General features: G+C 54.8%; 20 protein-coding genes. 15 read left to right on the top strand and 5 right to left on the bottom strand.

The features are described 5' to 3' along the window. The first annotated feature begins 962 nt into the window (after window positions 1–962). The gene (locus CKW13_RS09420; RefSeq protein WP_095108316.1) at window positions 963–1,967 is read left to right on the top strand and encodes a DNA-binding protein; all 1,005 of its coding nucleotides are present in this window, start codon (window positions 963–965) and stop codon (window positions 1,965–1,967) included. A 40-nt stretch (window positions 1,968–2,007) separates the two neighbouring features. On the opposite strand, the gene CKW13_RS09415 is transcribed toward CKW13_RS09420, so the two are convergent. After that, on the bottom strand, window positions 2,008–2,334 hold the full coding sequence (locus CKW13_RS09415; protein ID WP_095108315.1) for a hypothetical protein: 327 nt from the start codon (window positions 2,332–2,334) through the stop codon (window positions 2,008–2,010). A 317-nt stretch (window positions 2,335–2,651) separates the two neighbouring features. Here CKW13_RS09415 and CKW13_RS24425 point away from each other — a divergent pair, with 317 nt between their 5' ends. The 3 genes from CKW13_RS24425 (at window position 2,652) to CKW13_RS09395 (ending at window position 4,746) form a co-directional block, all read left to right on the top strand. Beyond that, the gene (locus CKW13_RS24425) at window positions 2,652–2,825 is read left to right on the top strand and encodes a hypothetical protein (protein WP_176465083.1); all 174 of its coding nucleotides are present in this window, start codon (window positions 2,652–2,654) and stop codon (window positions 2,823–2,825) included. A gap of 326 nt (window positions 2,826–3,151) precedes the next feature. Then, window positions 3,152–4,312 (top strand): DUF3800 domain-containing protein, encoded by a 1,161-nt coding sequence (locus CKW13_RS09400; RefSeq protein WP_095108312.1) that lies wholly within the window; start codon window positions 3,152–3,154, stop codon window positions 4,310–4,312. A gap of 242 nt (window positions 4,313–4,554) precedes the next feature. Further along, window positions 4,555–4,746 carry an MbcA/ParS/Xre antitoxin family protein gene (locus tag CKW13_RS09395; protein WP_176465082.1) on the top strand — a complete coding sequence of 64 codons (192 nt, stop codon included), beginning with the start codon at window positions 4,555–4,557 and terminating at the stop codon, window positions 4,744–4,746. 98 nt (window positions 4,747–4,844) lie between these two features. On the opposite strand, the gene CKW13_RS09390 is transcribed toward CKW13_RS09395, so the two are convergent. Both CKW13_RS09390 and CKW13_RS09385 read right to left on the bottom strand, forming a co-directional pair. Next, window positions 4,845–5,222: a hypothetical protein gene (locus tag CKW13_RS09390; protein ID WP_095108310.1), complete on the bottom strand. Its 378-nt coding sequence runs from the start codon at window positions 5,220–5,222 to the stop codon at window positions 4,845–4,847. Window positions 5,223–5,304: 82 nt separating this feature from the next. Beyond that, complete coding sequence (locus CKW13_RS09385) at window positions 5,305–6,273, bottom strand: toll/interleukin-1 receptor domain-containing protein (RefSeq protein WP_095108605.1); 969 nt, start codon at window positions 6,271–6,273, stop codon at window positions 5,305–5,307. Between the two features lie 934 nt (window positions 6,274–7,207). Between CKW13_RS09385 and CKW13_RS24745 the strand changes: the two genes are divergently transcribed. Beyond that, on the top strand, window positions 7,208–7,528 hold the full coding sequence (locus CKW13_RS24745) for a hypothetical protein (RefSeq protein ID WP_095108309.1): 321 nt from the start codon (window positions 7,208–7,210) through the stop codon (window positions 7,526–7,528). A 91-nt stretch (window positions 7,529–7,619) separates the two neighbouring features. Here the strand turns inward: CKW13_RS24745 and CKW13_RS09375 are convergent, their stop codons facing one another. Further along, window positions 7,620–7,934: a hypothetical protein gene (locus tag CKW13_RS09375; protein WP_095108308.1), complete on the bottom strand. Its 315-nt coding sequence runs from the start codon at window positions 7,932–7,934 to the stop codon at window positions 7,620–7,622. A 149-nt stretch (window positions 7,935–8,083) separates the two neighbouring features. Here CKW13_RS09375 and CKW13_RS09370 point away from each other — a divergent pair, with 149 nt between their 5' ends. From CKW13_RS09370 to CKW13_RS09335, 8 genes are all read left to right on the top strand, one after another. Further along, the gene (locus CKW13_RS09370; RefSeq protein WP_095108307.1) at window positions 8,084–8,896 is read left to right on the top strand and encodes an NADPH-dependent oxidoreductase; all 813 of its coding nucleotides are present in this window, start codon (window positions 8,084–8,086) and stop codon (window positions 8,894–8,896) included. A gap of 247 nt (window positions 8,897–9,143) precedes the next feature. Next, window positions 9,144–9,611 (top strand): hypothetical protein, encoded by a 468-nt coding sequence (locus CKW13_RS09365; RefSeq protein ID WP_095108306.1) that lies wholly within the window; start codon window positions 9,144–9,146, stop codon window positions 9,609–9,611. Between the two features lie 11 nt (window positions 9,612–9,622). After that, complete coding sequence (locus tag CKW13_RS09360; RefSeq protein ID WP_095108305.1) at window positions 9,623–10,582, top strand: hypothetical protein; 960 nt, start codon at window positions 9,623–9,625, stop codon at window positions 10,580–10,582. Continuing rightward, complete coding sequence (locus tag CKW13_RS09355) at window positions 10,569–11,243, top strand: hypothetical protein (protein ID WP_095108304.1); 675 nt, start codon at window positions 10,569–10,571, stop codon at window positions 11,241–11,243. The genes CKW13_RS09360 and CKW13_RS09355 overlap by 14 nt, the downstream gene beginning before the upstream one ends. A gap of 102 nt (window positions 11,244–11,345) precedes the next feature. Continuing rightward, on the top strand, window positions 11,346–13,247 hold the full coding sequence (locus tag CKW13_RS09350; RefSeq protein WP_095108604.1) for an ATP-dependent endonuclease: 1,902 nt from the start codon (window positions 11,346–11,348) through the stop codon (window positions 13,245–13,247). Beyond that, entirely contained in the window at window positions 13,247–15,040 is a 1,794-nt protein-coding gene (locus CKW13_RS09345) for a UvrD-helicase domain-containing protein (RefSeq protein WP_095108303.1), read from the top strand. The genes CKW13_RS09350 and CKW13_RS09345 overlap by 1 nt, the downstream gene beginning before the upstream one ends. Before the next feature lie 213 nt (window positions 15,041–15,253). After that, on the top strand, window positions 15,254–15,625 hold the full coding sequence (locus CKW13_RS09340; protein ID WP_095108302.1) for a tetratricopeptide repeat protein: 372 nt from the start codon (window positions 15,254–15,256) through the stop codon (window positions 15,623–15,625). A gap of 207 nt (window positions 15,626–15,832) precedes the next feature. Next, window positions 15,833–17,017: a hypothetical protein gene (locus CKW13_RS09335; RefSeq protein WP_095108301.1), complete on the top strand. Its 1,185-nt coding sequence runs from the start codon at window positions 15,833–15,835 to the stop codon at window positions 17,015–17,017. Between the two features lie 515 nt (window positions 17,018–17,532). Here the strand turns inward: CKW13_RS09335 and CKW13_RS09330 are convergent. Continuing rightward, window positions 17,533–18,111 carry a hypothetical protein gene (locus CKW13_RS09330; protein ID WP_256576548.1) on the bottom strand — a complete coding sequence of 193 codons (579 nt, stop codon included), beginning with the start codon at window positions 18,109–18,111 and terminating at the stop codon, window positions 17,533–17,535. A 366-nt stretch (window positions 18,112–18,477) separates the two neighbouring features. Between CKW13_RS09330 and CKW13_RS09325 the strand changes: the two genes are divergently transcribed. Next, on the top strand, window positions 18,478–19,167 hold the full coding sequence (locus CKW13_RS09325) for a histidine phosphatase family protein (RefSeq protein ID WP_256576547.1): 690 nt from the start codon (window positions 18,478–18,480) through the stop codon (window positions 19,165–19,167). Window positions 19,168–19,169: 2 nt separating this feature from the next. Continuing rightward, a complete protein-coding gene (locus tag CKW13_RS09320) occupies window positions 19,170–20,042 on the top strand; it encodes a phosphatase PAP2 family protein (RefSeq protein WP_095108601.1) in 873 nt (290 codons plus the stop codon). Window positions 20,043–20,044: the final 2 nt, after the last annotated feature.

Genomic DNA, 20,044 nt, shown 5'->3' with positions numbered 1-20,044 from the left:
CCCCTGGGTGTGGTAAACGCTGAACACTAGATATCAGATAGAAATACCACTCACGATCAGCGTGCGGTGCTTGGTTGGATTGTTCTGCATAAATCGCTAACGAGTTTGCGCCCTCATGGGTATCACGGGAGGGGCTCTTTGAGCTCTCTGCAGTCCAGAAAACTAACATTCCTTTGCCGGATAGATTGCCCCAGCGATCAATCCGCTGGAACACCGCCCCTTTCCGATACCGGCCACCGCCACCCAGTTGATGTAGTCCTCCACCAGGCACAGTTTGGCAAGCATTGGCGCATTGTTGCGCCTTCATGTTGGCGATCACCTTTTGTATAGGGCAAGAAGAAGCCAAAACCCAATCAAGATGATCGCTATTGAGCGGCGGTGGCGCACCAAGATTCTGTAGTCGCCATGCTCTATTGCAACTGCGCACCCTCCTTCCAACCATGCAACTGTTTGCTCAAGATGCTTGAGCAGAGGAGGGGCGGCCCGTTTGATCTGAGCTGGATGGACGACTCGAATATCCTTGAGCATTTGGCGAGCGCCAGGAGCATTTGTCGGATTCGGAAACCCTGAGTGATGTGCCGCTGCCCCAGCGCCGCTAGACGCTGCTTCAGTGTGGCGTACTCAGCCAGGTACCGAACGACGCTCACACCGGTGGTGGCCAAGTACCCGCTTGATGTCACCTCAAAGTGCTCAATCGCCGAGCGGTAATTCTTCCGTGTGCTCTCCCGGGTACCGGCGCTCAGGTACCGATCTGCGTTTTCCATCGTGCTTTGCCTTCAAAAACGGAACGTTTTGCTTTTCCTGCCCCACGAGGAGATTTTCTGGGAGCAGCAAATAGTCAAGAAGCCATAAAGCTCTATTATAGGTTCGTAGAACTGGCTCGTAAAATCGTCTAAAATTCAATTAAAGAAATATGTAATTACATGACATGTAACGTGGTACGAAATTGTAGGAGATGAATCATGGCTCGGGGCGGCATTAACAAAGCATTGGTGCAAAAAGCGCGGAGTGCGCTGCTGGTGCGCGGCCTTAACCCGAGCATTGACGCCGTACGTGTGGAGCTGGGGAATACCGGCTCTAAAACCACAATTTCCCGGTACCTGCAGGAGCTGGACGCTGCGGATCCACGGGCCCAGTCTGATTCGAACCGACTCAGCGATGAGCTCTCCGGCTTCGTGGCTCAGCTTCTTAAAAGGCTGTTGGAGGAGAGCAATGCTGTTCTGGCAGAGGAGCGCACCTCACATGCCCAAAGCTTGATTGCGCTGAATGAGCAGATCGAGGGGTTTGAAAATGAGCTCAGAAATGCTCGACAAGAGACTGCAAGCCGCGATGCTGCGCTGGCCAGTCAGTCCGAGGAAATGAACACGTTGCAGTCATCGTTACAGGCGGAGCTCAATCGCAATGCGCGCCTCAGTCAGAGCTGTACCGATTTTGAGCTGCGCGTGAAGGAGAAGGATGACCTGGTGCGAGCACTGGAGGAGAAGCATGTGCAGGCTCGCGATGCCCTGGAGCACTACCGCAATGCGATCAAAGAGCAGCGTGAGCAAGACCAGCATCGGCATGAAACTCAGCTCCAGAAATTGCAGCATGACCTGTTGCAGGCACAGCAAACACTGATGGTTCGCCAGGACGAACTGACGCGGCTCAACCGCGACAACGAACGCTTGCTGGGAGAGGCGCGCCAGCACAGCAAGCTTGCTCATCAGAACCAGGATGCGCTTAAGCGCTTGGAAGGAGATCTGGGCGTTGCCAATATGGCAGCAGCGCGGGCGGAGGGCGCGAAAGATATGCTCCAAGAGCAGTTGGCTCTCGCCAGAAATGCGACCGAGATTGTGAATGCGGAAGTCACCCAGCTAAAAGCGACTTCGACAGAGCTAAGCCAGCAGCTCGCGGACACCATGAGGGCATTGGAGCTCTGTGAAAGCAAAAAACCTGATGGTGGCGTTGCCGGCGTTGAGCAAGGGTGAGAAATCTAGGCCTGTATGGTCTAGTCGAGCACGCCCTATTTCAACGGGAGGTGTTGGCTTCCTGCAGCGCTTCCTCTAAAGCCTGCAGTGCATCCGACAAGCGCTGGTTTTCACGAGCATCATCGCTATCAGGCTCATAAGCTTTGCAGTGGCGGAGCAAGGCCTCTAAATCGTTTTGATTAAGATCGAGCTGGATGTGCATGGGCATGGGCATGGGCATGTCCGTTTGAGGGAATGGGGCGATCGTGTCCATTTTCACTTTAGGACACGAGGCGGTTGCTGTGAGGGTACCGTTGGGCGACGAACTAGAAAAGCTTGTGCGGGCGCAGCCCTGGCTGATGCATTGAGATTCGCTGTACGCGATCATCAGAGAATCATTGGCCACCCACCACCCACCACCACCCTACACTCAGCGTCGATGATCTCACGAGGTTGTACGAGAGTGCCGCCGGCGCGGAAGCGGTCGATGTTGAGGAAAGACCCGAGCGCTTCGATGGCCCAAGAGCCGATTTGTGCATCGAGAACGTCTGCGCTCATATCGACCCAATACCCGCGCCGCAGACTGGTTTTTCGATCATCAAGGGAGGCGGCTCCTAGGGTTGCGCCAAATGCTGGAGACCTGGGGGTGAATGCCATCTGTAGGATCGAATGTCGCCACTCCCTATATCATTGTTCGGAGCTGCCATGAAGCAATACGCCGTCGCCAACGCCCTCACTGACCAAGAGTACGAGACCATGATGGGCCAACTCGACTCTGCGCAAGACTGGATGGTTGAGCAGTTGGCTTCAAAGCCTCCAACCTCAATCTGTGTTGGGCAGGGGCTGGCTAGTCTGGATACTTCGACATCCGAGCAGTGACTGGAAGAAAATCGCAAGGCTGCGGCTCTATGTAGACGAACCAGTCAATCCGCACTGGGGGGCAGCGGTGGCACCAGGTGTTTCTGCAGCAAATGGCACCCAGTGAAGTCTCAAGCCAGGCGGACAGCGGTGACCGGCTCCGAGCAGGGTTCTGAGCGGAAAATGCCTGGGGCTGCAGTCCAGCAGTTCTCGCGCCATCCCCGATGATGTGGCATAAAGCTATCTCATAAAAGAGGACAGGGTTGAGGGCGCCGCCTTCAGATGCTGGCCCAGAATCAGCAATCGGCTATGGCGTCGCCATACGCTCAGGCTGTGGGAGTGAGTGCGTGGGAAGGACATTCGCATTTGTAGACGAGTCGGGTAATCACGATCTCGATACCTCGAAGTCGGGTAGCTCCGACTTCTTTGTGATCTGCTCCGTCATCGTCACTGAAACGGATTTGCCGAAAGCTTACGAGCTTGCTGGCCTAGCCAGGGCGAGGCATTTCCAGTCAGGGGAGATCAAGTCCAGCAAACTCAGAGCCAAGGACGCGGATCGGCGCCGGCGGATTCTCGTTGATCTCGCAGAGCTACCGCTCAAACTCTTTTTCACAGTGGTAGACAAGCGTCGGGTCTACCAGGACGGGGGGCTTCAGTTCAAGCAGTCTTTCATCAAGCACGTGAACAACCTTCTGTATTCGCGGCTCTTTGATCACTGTCCCGACCTGCACATGACCGTGGACGAGCATGGCGGCCCCGAGTTTCAGGCCAGCCTGCGGGACTACGTATCGGAACGCTATTCGGGAGATCTCTTCCGTGACACCGCATTTCAGACCAAGAGCAGTAAAGACGACGTTCTGATCCAGGTAGCGGACTTCTTCGCGGGCAGTGTCGCGCACATCTACGAGGGTAAGGCTAGCGGCGAGGTTGTCGAGGCTTACAGGAACATCCTGCGTAGCCGGACGCTGGGGATTTTGGAATGGCCACCGCGCTACCAGTCGTTGATTCCGTCTCCTATGGACGAATCAGCGCTGGCCGATCACCGCGTCCATCAACAGGCCCTTAAGCAAGCCGATAAATTCCTATCCAAGGTCGGACAGCACCTGGATGAGGATGAGCGTCTTCAGGTATGCATCCTGGACTACCTACGCTTCAGGAGCGATTTCGTCGCCGATGAGTATGTCTCCACGGGTGACATAGCCAAGCACCTCGCGGACAGGGGGTTCCATGGTCTTTCGGATCAGAAGATCAGATCCAGTGGGATTGCGAAGCTGCGGGACGCTGAAGTCATCATTGCCAGTGCTGCCAAGGGCTACAAGATCCCCCGAACACGGGCTGACATAAATGACTTCCTGGAACTGGCCTCAAGCCAGATTTTGCCGCTGCTTGACCGAATCAAGAAAGCCCGGGATGTCTACCGCCTCAGCAGCATCGGAGACTATGACATCTTGGGCGCGGATCAGTATTCGGAAATCAGAAAGCTGCTCCAGTCGTTGGAGCCGCTGTGAACGACGACCTGACCAGGACGACGCTTGGGCGTCATTCCACCTCCATCATTTTGGGCGGCACCGGCATTACGCAGTCTGCCGAGGTCGCTTCAGGGAAGGTGGCTTGATACTCTAATGAAATAAACGCTCAGGTATGAGGCTGACCAGCCCAGAGATCATGGATCTCCTGAGCGCAACCTCACCGTGATTGACGTCTGGCCAGGCTCACACGGTGATGGCGAATTCGATGGTGCGGAGGGGTTGTGCAAAATTTCGATCTTGTGTGGCAAAAAGCTGAAACAGTGTTCGGCGACAAAGCCAGAGCAGCTGTGTGGCTGTCGACGCCCAGGAACCTCTTCGATGGCATGCCCCCCCTGGAGTTCGTGAAAGATCAGGAGAGCTTAGATCGGGTTATTGAAGTGCTGACGCAGATCGATCATGGGTATGCTAGCTGATAAATAACGGGCTAGGGCTCGGGCCAAGAAATCCTCGGCCGAGTGGGTGAGGGTGACGCGGAATCCTTCTGCGGCGTAACCTTGCCCTGTGACGCGATTCAATTTGGCTTCTCAGAATAGGTAAAGGGTGTGATGTCCCTGTCATCGATCGCCTCAAGCTTGAAGTAACATCCATTGGCCTTCAACGCGGGGGTAATGCGACATTCGGCATAAGCGGTGCTGTAAAAGGTGTTCGGGCCTTGGATGTTGAATATAGATTCTCCCGCGTAGCCCCGTTCATAGTTCAGGTTCTTCAAGGCTCCCGCCGCTTCACCATTTGCTTCGGCTATCGCGATCACCAATTGCTTTAGAGTCGATTGATCCGTTTCTTTCATCTCAGCAGAAAACTTCACCTGGTGCTGGCTACGGAAACCTCCGCCACCACTCGCTGAGCCGATGCGGTTAAATGTGATGTGAGCGAGCCGGACTACTTCCATGATATGGGCCTTCTACGTGGGTCGTACGCTTTGGTGGCGGGGTGCGCGAGAAGCGTGCACCGTGGCCTGGCGAATACGTGATTCAACGATTGCGTTGGAGCGGTGCGATCAACAGGCTCCAAAGAGTTTCGGCACCACCTTCTTGAGAAAGCTTCTGGTCTTGCCGAGTATGAAACGACATACCGAATGTCTTCAGGTATAGAGATTGATCGTCCGTATCAACCGTTAACGCCTCGTTGTACGAGCCCCCGCCAAACGAATCCCCATGGCTGTAGTAGATCCCCGCGCCTAGCTGGCCGCCGGTGAACACAGTTGCCTTCGCAACGTCGTGACCGTCCTTGTAGATACTCGCAGCAAAGCGATTGGAATCTACACGACGGAAGACCCCTTCATACCCTGCGTTCCGTGCCTGGAGCTCCGTCAGTGAATTCTCAAAATAACGGGAGATGTACTCGAAGCTGTCGAGCAGAAAGCGGTCTTTGTCCAGCTGGGTAAAGCTTTTAGCCATCCGCAGGTTGCTTGATCTAGCGCCAGGCGGTGTCGAAGGGAGGGGCGCTGCACCCATAGAAAAATCGTCGCGGTCAGATCGCACGGATGTCGCCGTTGGGCTGAGGCTGCATCGCTCGGCGGCCTTACGCACCTCCTTTGCCACTTGCAGGAATGCTTCGTCCTGATTCGGCCACAGCGTCACTGGCTTGCCGTCTTGAGGCGTGCCAAGCAGCTTGCCGAACGGGGCATGGTGCCAATCGCATGGGCGAAGAATTACAGGAATGACGATCGCCTCCTTAGCAGCATGGCGCTCCATCGCGCGGGCCATCTCGATGTTGTAGCAGTAGTCTGAGGCGATGAAGTCGGGGCTAACCAGCAACAAAATGATTTCATCACTGTTGATGTGATCGTCAATGGCTGCATCGATCTCTTGACCGGCGCCGATTCTGCGGTCGTGCCAAGTCTCGATGACCCGCTGGCGCTTGAGCATCGACAGCTGCTTTTCCAGTTGGTCGCGTAGCGCCTCGTCGGCATGGCAGTAAGAGAAAAAGACGTTCGGCAAAATGGTTACTCCCATCCGTTAACTGCTCTTCCGATCATATGGTGAGCTCACCGGAGAGTACAGGCCCAGGCTTTGCTGGGACGTTTGGTCAAGGCGAAAGCCCGCGAAACCAACAATCACCAGAAGGAAGTGTGGGTTGTTCGGATCAGTTTGGAGGCCACCTTGTTTCTGTCAGAAGGGATGATGTAGCGCTGATGTTGCCCTGCCATTCCGACAGGGGGTCTTGATCAACGCCGGGTGAGGCAGGGTAGAAGCCCGATGTCGCTTAAACAGTAGGCCGCCTGGGCGTTCTCTTGCCGTGCCTCAATCACCACCTCAGGACGACATTTTCAATCGGGCGTCGAACGCGAAGGGTACGGAAAAGGCTCGAAACTTCGCGCTGCGCAGCAGTGGAGTGCAAATGTACTCCAGAACCAGCTCAGGTGTTCAGGGTCGCTGGTGCCAAACAGCTGGCGCGGACGAGGCCAGCTAGGAGGGGGAAGGTAGAGGCGCGGGCAGATCCACTGAACGAACTACGATACAACGCTGTGCTCTTAAAAATCACCAGCGTGCCGGACGCGCCGGGGAAGCTACCGTGCTGCTCCAGATTAAAATAATCGTCGGCAAAGCCCGCTCAGATCGACTGTAAACCTATTTTTCACGCTGTAAACCACGGTGGTTAACAGTATAAAAAGTAGGTTTACAGTTCTACTGCCGGTTTAGATTCACAAAGTAACTCTGGTTGGGAATTACCTCAGGCCCGCCGTGCGCGTCGTTGGCCGGTGCGCTACCGGTGGTTTGCACACCAGGGTGGACTCATAGGGTTCAGATTGAGACAAAAACGCCTTGCCTGGGTCAACCCCATGGTTCTCTCACAGCACGGAAAGACAAGTGCGGTGAAGTTATACGGATGTTTTGGTTGTCTCTAGTCTTATGAGTTTACGAGACAGCCGTTATGTATCCAATAACACCGGATGGCCGCTATTTCGTCGTAAAGGGGCAGCTCTGGCGATGCAGTAATCCGAAGCTACCCGACGAACAGCGCCAGCGCCTGGTGGCAGACCTCATGGCGGCGCGGCGAGCCGTAAAATGCGCGAAGGCCTCAGATAATGCAGAGCAGCTTCAAGAAGCTCGATCGCAAGTAGACGCTGCGAAGGTGGCCTTAGGGGAGCGGGGGCCGGTTTGGTGGAGCGACGGCAGTCCGGACTACAACCGCCATAACGCAGCCAACACTCCTTATGCTGATTGGTACCATTCCCTCATAGATGCAGAATAAACCGATGAGGCCATTGAGAAATGTCATCCTCCTCAAGCCGCCCCGACCCAGGCAAGGATCACACACAAGCCAGCGGGTCTCCCATGGCCGACTATGCGACGACTAGCAGCTTTTCCAGCTGCGCATGCTCCCAGGTGCTCAGCAGCTCTACGGGGTCGGTACTGTACGACTGCAGCGAGTTGAAAATGTAGGCACGTCCCTCCGGGCTGTAGCAGCTGTCGCAATAGTCGAGCGTGTCACAGTCGTTGTAGAACGTAAGCACCCAGCCATCGGCCTCCACTGTCATCAGACCGCAGTAGATTTCAGCCCACGACGGCTGACCTAGACGGCGCATTCTACGAACCCCGAGAGCGATGTCCCGCAGGATCTGGTAAGCCTCGCGGGCTGTCAGTGGTTTTGCTTGCAAAAGAAAGGTACCTGTATCTGGGTGTTGTCGGACTATCCGTGTCCGACCTGGGCTGACCGAATGGTAAATGAAACCTTGCGTGTTAAGCGTGTTGCGGGGGCATCAATTTGGTAGCCTTCGGCCCTTTTGGAGCGCACTCATGAAAGCCGATGCCCAGTCCAAAGCTCAACGCCCGGTATGGCGCCCGTGACATTTCGCCGGTCACCCAGTCGAATGAGGTCATCGAGCAATTGCTGGATCACCGCAGCGTCCGAGCGTTCTCTGATCAACCTCTGCCCGAAGGCACGATCGAGACCCTGGTCGCAGCCGCCCAGTCCGCATCGACATCTTCCAATCTCCAGGTCTGGAGTGTCGTCGCCGTTCAAGATGTCGATCGTAAGAAGCGACTGTCCGGCCTGGCCGGCAATCAGGCCTATATCCATCAAGCCCCACTGTTCCTGGTATGGCTTGCAGACCTGTCCCTGGTCTCGCGAATCGCGGAGCAGGCAGGGGTAGAGCTGGAGGCGCTGCCGTACCTGGAAAGCTTGCTGCTCGGCACGATCGACACAGCTTTGGCAGCTCAGAACGCTGTGGTTGCTCTGGAGTCGTTGGGGCTTGGCAGCGTATACATCGGTGGCATCCGTAATGACATCGAAGGTGTCGCCAAAGAATTGGGGCTGCCGCCACAGGTCTATCCCGTCTTCGGCCTGTGCGTCGGCTATCCATCACCTGACCGTCCTGCAAAGGTAAAGCCACGGCTGCCGCAGCAAGCCGTACTGCATCATGAAACCTACACGATCGCCGGCGAGGAGGGCGTCCTCTCGGAATACGATGCGCGTCTGGGTGCGTTCTATCAGCGTGAGGGCATGAAGGCTTCGGGCTGGTCGGGGCAAGTGGTCAGCAGGCTGCGGAATGTTTCGAGTCTGCATGGGCGAGAGGAGCTTCTGGGTGAGCTGGCGCGGATGGGCTTTGGGCTTCGCTGATGCTTTGCCTCCCCGCGAATGTGCAGCCCTACTTCAGCTGCGCATTGGGGGAACTATACCGCCGTGACAGACCTGCACTACCTCAGCGCCGCAACGACAAAGAACGGGGCGTGAAGGGTTTTATGGAGTATCGGGGCTGCGAAGGGGCGCTACATACTGGCCCAATGGTGCTCTGCAGGTACGAACATGACGAACCGCTCAGTTCTCCGTAATATGTTGGCACATCGCCATACAGGAGTTCAGCGTAATGCCCACAGCCTCCATCCCCGCATGTAAGGTAGTTTCACCCCTGCTCGCAAGAAACGCTGTGCCGAGAACAGGTACCGACAATCTGCCAGGGTATTACTCGACTCAGCACGATATGTGGGTCGTTGAGACACCTAATGGTACTCAGCCCATTATTGCTCGTGGAGCGCTGGACGAGCTTCTCACCAAGACGAAAGTCAATAGTGAAGAGGATGACGACTCGTTCGTGACGCTCGAAACGCTCACAAAAACATACTCCAAGCCCGAAAGTGACGACGATCTCACCTCCAATGGGCAGGCCTCTCATCTGCTCCAACTGATGACCAAGACCGATACGGTGATCGAAGAAGATGACCCGGGTGACTGCTACGCCATGCTGGAGCTGATGACCAAAACCGAGGCAGAGCTTGAGCACGACGATCCAGGGGATATGCAATTCGGCCTCGACGAGCGTTTTTACCTGGATTGAGGCTTTCCACTATGTTTCTGCTGGTCACTAATCGCCGCGACATAACGATGGACTTCGTCGTCGCAAAGCTCCAACGGCGGGGCTTGCCTTATTTCAGGCTCAACACTGAACTGCTCCCTCTATCTCGAAGCACGTTGGGCGTGAGTGCCATGGATGATTGGGCAATTGAGCTGGAAGGGAAACGAATTACAGGGCGTGACGTTACTGCTGCCTATTTTCGCAGGCCTGGCGCGCCACAAGCACCTGAGGCAGTCCTGGATGCGGGTGAGCGTGCCTACATTGAGGCGGAATGGAGCAGCTTCCTGAAGAGTCTCTATTTCCGATTGGAGGGTTGCTGGTTCAGTGACCCTACTCAGATCTTTCTGGCTGAGGATAAACCGCGACAGCTCCTGATTGCGCGGCACCTCGGTTTCAATATCCCGGATACTGCCATAACGAACCAGTTGGAGCCCGCCGAGTTACTGACGGCAGAGGGAAGGGCTGTTGGGAAGCCTCTGCGGCAAGCGGTATTGCCGGGCGCGCTGGAGAAGGTGATGTTCACCTCACGGCTGCAGCCATTGACCGAAGCAGATGCGCCTGCCCTTGGCCTTGCCCCGTTGATCATTCAGGCTGAAGTGCCAAAAAAATATGATGTTCGCGTCACGGTCGTTGGCGCTCAGGTGTTCGCCACTGCCATCTGGTCTCAGGATAACGAAGAAACCGAAGTTGACTGGCGACGGGGTAGCCGCCCTGACTTACGCCACGAGGCCATCAGCTTGCCCGATCAAGTGGCTGCTCAATGTCGAGAGTTGGTACACCGTCTGAACCTGCGGTATGGCGCTATTGATCTGGTGTGCGACACAGACGAAAAGCTGTGGTTTTTGGAGATCAATCCAAACGGTCAGTGGGCCTGGATCGAAAATCAAACCGGATACCCAATTGCTGCGGCAATCGTTGATGAGCTGGAGATGATCCGAAATGCCCCGCTTTGATAAGGAGTTGTTTTGGCCGACCCTGGCTCCTCCTACGCCTGAACAGGTTGTGGCAAATGACCAAATGCGCGCCGGGTGGAAAGCATCCGTCAACAACGGCAATTGGGATCTGCAGAGCGAAATAGCGTTGGAAGAGGCGCGCCGGATGTACGACGCCGAACAGGAGCGTCGTAGGGGTGCTGACACCAAAGCAGGGGTCTATCTTGCGGCAGTAACCGCACTCATCCCGGTATTGGTGTCGTTATTGCCGACCCTTTGGAGCGACAAGACCAGTAAAGCCCTTGGCGCCCTGTCGCTGGCGGTGTTTGCGCTTGCCGTGGCGTATGTCCTTCGAGCGGGGTACAGCGCGTTCTGCGTACTGCGCGTGAGCAATGCCCACACAGTGGGGGCCGGTGACATTTCGCGTTGCTGGAGCACACAACAACCTGCCGCGAGCTTGGCCAAGTCTATCGCTATCAAAGTCATCGAAAACTACCCGGGCAACAACGCCAAGGTGAGCCATATCAAGCTGGCGCATGACTACCTTTTGCGAGCGTTTTTCGTTTTTACCGTGCTGCTGGCTGTACAGGCACTGTGGCCTTGCGCGGCATGGGTTGTAGAAGAGATCGCCAAGCTGATGGCACCTGAGGTGAGACGACCGCTGATGATGTGCTTTAGCTGACCAAGCTCGGCAAACGAGCACAGCTGGCTCTATGTCAATTTGATAGTACAGGTGGCGCGGCTCAAATCCGGCTATCTAGCAATTTATGAAGAAGGGATGCTCATGTATTTACGTACGCTGGACGTTCGGGGCTTCAAGTGCTTTGGGGAGGTGTTCTCGATCGAGCTACATGACGGCCTGAACGTCCTGGTCGGCGAAAACGGGGCCGGTAAGACTGGTGTCGTCAGCGCGATACGTCAGCTCTTCAATGACTCTGAGTCGGGCAAACGAATTATCAGCGAGCGCGATTTCTACAGGGGATTTGGCAAGGATGATGTCGCGGCTGAAGAGATCAAAATTCAGGCGACCTTCTCCGATCTCGACAAGAACGATGTGATTGCGTTTGACACTTGGTGCGGCAACCATCCCGAGGCAAAACTCACGTTCACGGCCCTGAACCAGGAGTCTCGTGGTAGGTTCAAACACCATACGTACGGTGGCCACGAGTACACCAAAGCGTTTGAAACCGAGAAATTAGACTATGTCCACTGCGTATACCTACCGCCCTTACGCGACGCTGAAACTAAGCTGAGAGAAGGGCGCCAGTCTCGCCTCGCGCGCCTGTTAAAAGCGCTCTGCCGTAAAGACATAGAAGCCGCCAGAAAGGCGCGGGTGCTGCATCCACTGGAGCAACATGTTGGGGACTTCAATCGCCAGCTATCAGAGAGCGACCAATTTGCTATCAAAGCTGCCAACCAGCGAATTGGTGAAAGCCTAAAAGCTGCCCTGGGCGCTCATCTATCTCAGGGCACAATGATTCAGTTTTCGGAAGTGAGCTTCTCCCGAATCGTGGAAGGTCTGAGGCTCCTGTACTTTCCAGACTTGAGCAAGGCTGATGCTGCACAATTTCGGGCGCTGGAAGAAAACAGCCTAGGCTTCAACAACCTGCTATACATCGCTTCCATTCTGGCAGAGCTGACCTACGAAGCCGATGAGGGGCAGGGCGAGAAAACGTACCTGCGCCTGCTGTTGATCGAGGAGCCGGAGGCGCATCTTCATCCCCAGCTTCAGCTCCGGCTCCTTCGGCACCTTAAGAAGGCTGCTGAGGCTCGCGGAATGCAGGTGATCATAACCACCCACTCGACTGTGATCACCGCTGCAGTATCTGTAGATCACGTTATTCACCTGTCCAACCTGAGCCTCCCCAAGGCAGTGCCCCTCAGGAACTGCGGCCTGCCCAGGCAGAGCCGACAATTTGTGGACAGATGGCTTGACGCAACAAAGTCGAACCTGCTGTTCGCCAAGGGCACAATCCTAGTGGAGGGCATAGCGGAGGCGATGGTCTTACCGGCACTCGCCAAAATCGCGCTGCAGCCATTCGGCGAGGGACGGAACTCCCTGGACGACTACGGTGTGTCTGTCATCAACCTGGGCGGAATTTATTTCAACCACTTTATGCAGCTGTTCTGCGACGTCAGAGCTGAGCATCAAGGTGAGAATATCCCTATCAGGTGCTCAGGACTGACTGACAACGATCCTCCAAAGTCTGTGATTGAGGACGACGGCGCGGGCGGTCAAAAGAGTGTTCCATTTTTGCCCCATGCAGACAACTGCATTGTAGGCAACAACCCGGCGCTGGAATTGCAGAAGCACATCGGCCTATCAGAGTTCGCTCGCCTCTTTGCGGGAAAATACAAAACCTTCGAGTACGACATCGCAATGGAAGGCGACAATCTCAAGACGATGCTGATTATCGCAGCTGGGCTCTGGGAGGCCCAGGATGGAACGGTGGTAAAAGGTTTAAAGGCAGACGCGAAACTCGACTTTGCTGCCATGACGTCCGCCCAGCGGGCGCCTTACGCCGGCGCACTACTGGGTCGCATTGACTCCGATGACATTGGCAAGGGTATATACGCCCAAGCCTTCGCGGATGTACTTGAGGCAAATGGGGCCGGCTTCGTGGTGCCGGTGTACATCCGCCAGGCAATCCTCTGGGCGTGCGGTCTGGAAGAGGGTGCGGCCTAATGGCGGCGCAGGATAAGGCTGCTCAAGCGGGTGCAGCCGACATCGAGTTCACCGACCAGCAGCAGAGATACATTGATGCGCCGCTGGATAGACACGTGTACCTGAGAGCCTGTCCCGGTAGCGGCAAAACAGAGGTCGTGGCCGCAAAAGTATGCAAGATCATCCAAGAGTGGAAGCATCACCCTTCTGGTATCGCTTTACTCACCTTTCTCAATAGTGCTACGGAAGAGCTCCAGAGCAGGGTTTATAAGTACCTCCGCGAGCCATTGGGCCTGCCGCACTACATCTCCACCTTCGATAGCTTCGTGCTCACACACCTGCTGTCGAGTATCGCCAGCGAGATCACGGGCTTTCAAGGCCGGGACGGCGACTTCCGCATACGGATCATCGACAAGTCAGCTGATATCTACCACACGCGCATCAAGATCTGTGGACGCACCGTATCAGCTTGTCGATACAACTACGATAAAGAATCCAAACGCTATGTCTTTTCGACCAAAGACCGGAAGTGGGATAACGAAGCCAACCTCGCCCAACAGGGCGAGGCCGACCAGAAGGCACTGTTGTCGACCAAAAAACGGCTTTGGGCCGCTGGCTTTGCGACCTACGGTGACATCGATATCCTCGCTTTAGTGGGGATGCAAGAAGAAAAATTCAAAGATTACTTCTCGCGTATCGCACGCCGATTCCCGTTGGTGATCGTCGATGAGTGCCAAGACTTGTCGGCAGAGCAGCTTCTGATTGTCAAAAGGCTGAGCCTACTAGGCGTGAAATTCCATTTTGTAGGTGACCTTAACCAGTCAATTTATGGTTTCAGAAAATCGAATCCTGCACACGTGCGTCGGCGCATGGAGGAGCTTGGCTTTGAGGAGTACGTCCTCAACGAAAATTGGCGAAGCGGCCAAGCCATCGTAGATGTGTGTTCCAACATTCTTCAATCCGACCGTGTGGTGGGAAATCCTCGTATTGCTTCCGTAATGCCAACAGTCGTCGAGTATCAAAACTGCCCGTCGGAGGTGCTTCCAGCCATTCGGGAAATGAGCCTGATACATCACAAGGTGGTGGTCGTCGCGCGCGGACATGCAACACTCCAGCGCTTACGTACTGGTAGAGCTTTCGAGGGCATCGAGCTGCTGGCGCTGGCCTGCATAAACCTCAAAGCAGGTAGGTTGACGGACATAGCGCAGTGCCTGGAAACATTCGGTAAGTGGCTGGCGGCCCGGCTAGAACTGCAGGTGACGAAAGCAGGCCCTTACTGCCCTATGGATATTGAGTCAAAACTGGCTTGGCGTATATTCCTTCACGACGGACTCCAGTTCTTAGTGGAACACGGCATAGGAGATGATAATCAGACCTGGTCGAACTGGGCCCGGGCAGCAAAAATTGCGCTTGGAAAGCTACCAGATCAAACATTTGTGCCTGTAGAGGTGCGTGAGCATTTAGACGGGCTGAGAGGCCTTCATTTGCGAGCCCGTTCTGGGCAGGGGAAGATGTTGATCTCCGAAAGGTTGGCCGGGGTACCAGATGTAGCCACCCAACGTGACTGCCTGCGTTTCGAGACCATTCACGGGGTCAAGGGTGAAACACACGACGTGACCGTGGTTGTATCGTCACAGAAACCAGGCGTGCATCAGTCGCACTGGAAGGACTGGCTGCGTGACCGGACTTCCGAAGCTGCGAGATTTGCCTACGTGGCGAGCTCGCGGCCGAAGCATGTGCTGATTTGGGCAGTGAAAAAATTAAAGGCTGAAGATCGGCTGGTGCTTGAGGGCCTGGGATTCGAGCTCCCGTAGATGATTAAGTGGGGGCGATCCAAGCGTTAATCGCTATAGGGAAGCGCTCCACAGGGTCAAGACACCGCAAGGTGGCATGATCCACGACAACCGTGCGGCTAGGCGCTTAGCACCGAGTGAGGCGCGGTGACGATCCTGGATCACCTAACTCCAGAGGCAGGATGGCTCGAAAGCTACGAAGTGGAAGAGTGGACGAGGGCACGGGGGAGCTCAATGGTTGTCTTCGCAGATATGGGAAGCTCCCGATACGACATCGATGGCCGATTCATAGATCCCGAACCATTGGGCAATGCCAAGCTCAACTCATCCCGCTACAACTGCATCATTCTTGCGGCAGAAAGGATTTTAGGGGAGGGCGACCTGACAGAAGATCGCACCCACGAAGTTTTGGCCGCTTTGCAGCGTGCCCGCTCGCTCGGGGCAGATGAAAACCCTGCATGGAAGCCCACAGCGCTCAATGTCCAGGGGCTTTCCCACGAGCAACTGGGCCAGTACCCCGAAGCAGTCCAGGTCTATGAGGAGGCGCTGGCCTTGAATCCAAAAACTGGGGTTAAGCGCAGGTTGGCTTCGGCAATCAGCGCATAAAATGACAGCCGGTGTAGGATTGTAGGGGCAGGGTGTTTGTAATTATTGAGCAGACTTGGCAAATAGCTTCAGAGGTATTCGATGGCCAACGATATAAAATGGGGGCGACGAGGGAAGCCCAAAATCGACTCATCGACAAATAACTACCCTGTGAGATTCGCCACTCAGTCGGGCTATCGGAAAGGCGAGCGATTTGTAGAACTGCGAATGCAGACGTTCAAAAATATAGATGGCTATCTAAAAAGCCAGCCAGTTGAAGAATGGCACACGTTGGCAAGAATTTATAAGGATCGGATCGATACTTGGCCTGTTAACTCTGATGCCACCTCTGAGTTTTACCTCACACCTACCCACAAGACAATCAATTGCATCAGATACCGCCCCCCTAAACCGTTTCCCAGCGTGCCGCCTCGCGAGCCAGAAGACGCCATTTCATTCATAGAATGGGTGTTCGACCCTAGGTTCTTTCATCTTTGCAACCACGGGCTCGGCCTAAAAAATAAATTCATTGCTCCATTATCGATGTTGAATTTGCCCAAAAGCATCAAAACTTTAGAGCTTGTCTTCGAAGGTTCTACATTCCAGAACAAACGAATAGTTAGGCTTTCCGAGAGCGTCTTGGCGAAACTGGCAGATGACTACAGCAATTCTTTTGATCACCGGTTGCGAAACATAAATAAACCAAAGCGAGATTTGACCCTAGCCAGCCAGCTTCAGGTTGTCTCGAAAACCAGAGCCACAGACTACCCAGCGAGCTCCGACCTCAGAGAAGAGCTCGTCTTAAACAGTCTAAGACCTTCATACCTGGATGAGGTGCTGCTCCCAGTATTAACATCGTCTCCCGAGCAGGCTTGGCGCCTATGGTCACACGTCAAAAGGGCAATACTAAATAATATGATATCCGAATATGAAGTCATGTTGGCCAGCCAAGAAGATGCAAGCTCATGGAAGACGTTTATTAGTAGGCACACAGAATTAATTCATGAAGTTCTGAAAGACCCGTTTTGCGGAATCTGCAAGAGCTCCCGGAAGCGAGACACCAACAGTAGTGACGAAGGTATTATTATAGCTTCTGAATCAGCGCTAGTTCTGATAATCAAAAGCCCTGATACGCCTTTAGTCACAAAAATAAGCATGGGAGCGGCGACGACATCATGGGTCGCTTCAGCACAGATCCAATCCGCTGTGAATGAAACGCTGGAGTTTTCACGTACGTTTAACGGAGGCAAGACCAGATATGTGGTGATCGCGGGAACTCTGCCAAAAAACAAAGCTCCGCTGACGGCCCTTGAGGGATACAAGAGAACTGTGAGTCAAATTCAGATAGTAGATTTCACTGCGCTATTAGAGGGCCTGAGGCGCCTTACCTCAAAAACGGGGAAGCCAGCCTGACGCTACGAAACGATCAATTGAAGTAATCATTAGTACTAAGAGTTCGTAGGTGAAGTAAAGGTTAGGTTTGGTATGAGACCGGGAAATAAAGATTGTTCAGCGCGTAGATTGATGCGACCCCAAGCTGGTGAGGCTATAATTTTAGCAGCAGAGATCTGCATCGGGCCGTTTGAAGATGATCATGAGCTTTATCACAGGCAATGAGGGGGTCTAATGAGCGTTTTGGAACTTAAGATGAGTCTTAGCCTTCTGAAAATGCGGGAGCAGCGGACAGCTGAAGTGATCGCTAGGCATCGCGTATTTAGGGCGTAAACGCTAGGGAGAGACCTTTTTGTACAAAGATTCACTTCAGCGTACTCGATTCTAATGCATTTGCTCTCATTTCTGATGGTTACCTAGGGCTTAGGAGGCTCATGAACATATCTGACATAGCATCTGGTTTAACATAATATACATTATGCGAACCATCCTATGCGGAGCTGGGGGGGCTCTGGCGGTCAGATTTGAAGCCAGGCTCATGACGGTTTAGGCTCCTTGCTTGGCTTGGGCTGAAAATCGGCCGGCGTCATTCCGTAACACACGATGAACACATCTTTGCTGCCCAGCTCACGATACCAGTGCACAACGTCCTCAATCAGTTCGTCCAAGACGCCGATCAGAATATCGTCGTAACCTCCAGGGGCTCCGGCTTCATATCGATAACGCGCATTGGTGAAAACTTCACGATCCTTCTCGATCCAATGCTCGTGACGATCAAGCCGAATACGTTGCCTGATCGGTTCAGGTATCGCATGAAACAACGTAAGCAAATCGTGCTTGTTAGGGCCTCTGTCTTTCCGATAAGCCGGGATTCTGTCTGTCGCTTTCAAATGCTCATGCGCAGCTTTTATTGCGCCCGGGTCTAGTTCGTAAGTTTCATTGACCTGGCCAAGGTTGCCATTGGGCTTTGATACGAAGCTTTTGAGCAGGATTTCCATGCCAATTGCAGCATTGATCTGCGCAATGTCCAGCATGTCATGGCCACGTCTAAGGTGCTTCGCAGCCTTCAAATAGCGATAAGCGCTTTCAACCATCCAGGGCGACAAATTTGTCATTACAACAGTCCTTTCACTCATTTTTGTTCAGTTCTTAGACACCAAAGCCAGGAGCTTCGCAACGCTGGAGCCCTTGATTTACGTGGCTTGTTACCGATTACACGTGTCTGCTGCAGCTTTGCAAGATAACGCACATGCATGGAAGATAGCGACCAAGGATGAACGACCCCTAGTTCATTTAATGCGCTACCCTCCTCCTTAATAGCTAATGATTATAACTAAACTAAATGGTTCTTTAGTTGAGTTATAAATAGACACTGCAACAATCCCCACTCCATAAGGTTTTTTTCACTTCCCCTTCACCCTCCCCCCACACCCCCGCTCCTACAGTGCTCACATTCCCGTCCTGCCTGTCGGAGTGACAGCATGCTGCAAGGCGCTATCGAAACCCCCGTGTTTGCATCCCGCCCTAAGTGGCGCCGCCGGCCCGGCGCAAAAGCGCTGGCCATTGGCCTGTTTACCCTGCTGGCCCTGGTCGCGCTGACCACCTGGCTTTCGTCGAGGACTCTCATCATGAATGTGGGCAATGAACAGCAAATGCTCAGCCGCGGGATTTACGCCGATTGGGCCAAAGGTGCGGTTATTGTCCTGATCCGCCATGCCGAGCGTTGCGACCGCTCGCCGAACCCCTGCCTGGGCGACCCCGGTGGTATTACAGTCGAAGGAAGTCAGGCCGCGGCCGACGTAGGCCAAGGCATTCAGCGCTTGGGCCTGGAGCAGGCGCAAGTGCTGAGCAGCCCTACGGTGCGCACGCAGCAGACGGCGCATTTTATGTTCGGCGATGCCGTTGCCACCCAGGACTGGTTGAACCGATGCGACCGGGATTTCGCCGACACGGCTTTCAAGCACAAAACCGAAGGCCACAACCTGGTGCTGGTGACCCACAGTGGTTGCATCGACTATGTCGAGCGTCAGTTGAACGTCCCTGGCGGCGAGCGTTCAAGCGCCTATGCCAGCGCCCTGTTCATCTCCATGGGCAGCCAGGGCAAAGCGCGCATCCTCGGCCAGATGAACGCCAACCAGTGGCGCACACTTGCCGCCGGCGCCGGGCAATGAACATGCAGGCACCGTCCCGTTCGCGCTTCTATCTATTCAACCTGGGCCTGCCGATGTTGCTGGCGATGGCGGTGTTCCTAGTGTTTGACCTGACGGAGTTGGACCGCGCTATCAGCAACCTGTTGGTTGACCCTGCCAGTGGCCAATTCCTGATGCGCCAAAGCCGTTGGTTCGAGATCGTCACCCATAAATGGCCCAGGGTCCTGCCGGATTGGACCGGCGAATGGGCGCTGATCGGTTCGTTGCTGTCGTTTGTCTGGCCACGCCTTGCCAGCCGTCGGCCCAGCCGCTTTCTGGAGAAAACCCGCATCGCCCCGTTGCTGCGCTTTACCACCCGGCACCGCCGCGATTTGCTGTTCGTCGTCGTCGCTTTTGCCCTATGCACCCTGGTTATCCATTACCTCAAAAGCCACACCAGCGTGTACTGCCCGGTGGAAACCACGCTCTACGGTGGCACTGAGTTGCGCAAGGAATGGTTCGAGAATTTCACGTGGTTGGACAAGGCCGGGGCTGGTCGCTGCTGGCCGGGCGGCCATGCGTCCAGCGGGTTTACCTTGCTGGCCCTGTATTTCGTTGCCCTGCGCCACCGCTGGGCCCATGTGCGCAAGTTGCTAATGGCGGTGCTGCTGCTGGGCTTTTTTTACGGCACCACCCGGGTACTGCAAGGTTGGCACTACATGTCCCACACCTTTTGGGCGGGGATTTTCGTTTGGTTGACCACCTGGCTGACGGCGCTGTTTTTCTATGGGCGGTTGGCATTGCAAGCGCCTATGCGAAGTGTTCCAGGCACGCCCTGCTTCGCCCTGAAAAACAACCACCCTCTCAATGGCTGGGCTGAGTCGTGCCCCCGCACCCGCCTCAGTGCCAAGAACTGAAG

The organism is Pseudomonas sp. Irchel 3E20, assembly GCF_900187645.1.
Classification (GTDB): Bacteria; Pseudomonadota; Gammaproteobacteria; order Pseudomonadales; family Pseudomonadaceae; genus Aquipseudomonas.
This window is presented reverse-complemented; position numbering and strand designations above follow the sequence as displayed.

Bases quoted from the DNA above. Each gene is read 5' to 3' on its own strand.
- CKW13_RS09420 (WP_095108316.1), top strand. From the start codon at position 963: ATGGCTCGGGGCGGCATTAACAAAGCATTGGTGCAAAAAGCGCGGAGT.
- CKW13_RS09415 (WP_095108315.1), bottom strand. From the start codon at position 2,334: ATGATCGCGTACAGCGAATCTCAATGCATCAGCCAGGGCTGCGCCCGC.
- CKW13_RS24425 (WP_176465083.1), top strand. From the start codon at position 2,652: ATGAAGCAATACGCCGTCGCCAACGCCCTCACTGACCAAGAGTACGAG.
- CKW13_RS09390 (WP_095108310.1), bottom strand. From the start codon at position 5,222: ATGGAAGTAGTCCGGCTCGCTCACATCACATTTAACCGCATCGGCTCA.
- CKW13_RS24745 (WP_095108309.1), top strand. From the start codon at position 7,208: ATGTATCCAATAACACCGGATGGCCGCTATTTCGTCGTAAAGGGGCAG.
- CKW13_RS09370 (WP_095108307.1), top strand. From the start codon at position 8,084: ATGCCCAGTCCAAAGCTCAACGCCCGGTATGGCGCCCGTGACATTTCG.
- CKW13_RS09365 (WP_095108306.1), top strand. From the start codon at position 9,144: ATGCCCACAGCCTCCATCCCCGCATGTAAGGTAGTTTCACCCCTGCTC.
- CKW13_RS09360 (WP_095108305.1), top strand. From the start codon at position 9,623: ATGTTTCTGCTGGTCACTAATCGCCGCGACATAACGATGGACTTCGTC.
- CKW13_RS09355 (WP_095108304.1), top strand. From the start codon at position 10,569: ATGCCCCGCTTTGATAAGGAGTTGTTTTGGCCGACCCTGGCTCCTCCT.
- CKW13_RS09350 (WP_095108604.1), top strand. From the start codon at position 11,346: ATGTATTTACGTACGCTGGACGTTCGGGGCTTCAAGTGCTTTGGGGAG.
- CKW13_RS09345 (WP_095108303.1), top strand. From the start codon at position 13,247: ATGGCGGCGCAGGATAAGGCTGCTCAAGCGGGTGCAGCCGACATCGAG.
- CKW13_RS09340 (WP_095108302.1), top strand. From the start codon at position 15,254: ATGGTTGTCTTCGCAGATATGGGAAGCTCCCGATACGACATCGATGGC.
- CKW13_RS09335 (WP_095108301.1), top strand. From the start codon at position 15,833: ATGCAGACGTTCAAAAATATAGATGGCTATCTAAAAAGCCAGCCAGTT.
- CKW13_RS09330 (WP_256576548.1), bottom strand. From the start codon at position 18,111: ATGACAAATTTGTCGCCCTGGATGGTTGAAAGCGCTTATCGCTATTTG.
- CKW13_RS09325 (WP_256576547.1), top strand. From the start codon at position 18,478: ATGCTGCAAGGCGCTATCGAAACCCCCGTGTTTGCATCCCGCCCTAAG.
- CKW13_RS09320 (WP_095108601.1), top strand. From the start codon at position 19,170: ATGCAGGCACCGTCCCGTTCGCGCTTCTATCTATTCAACCTGGGCCTG.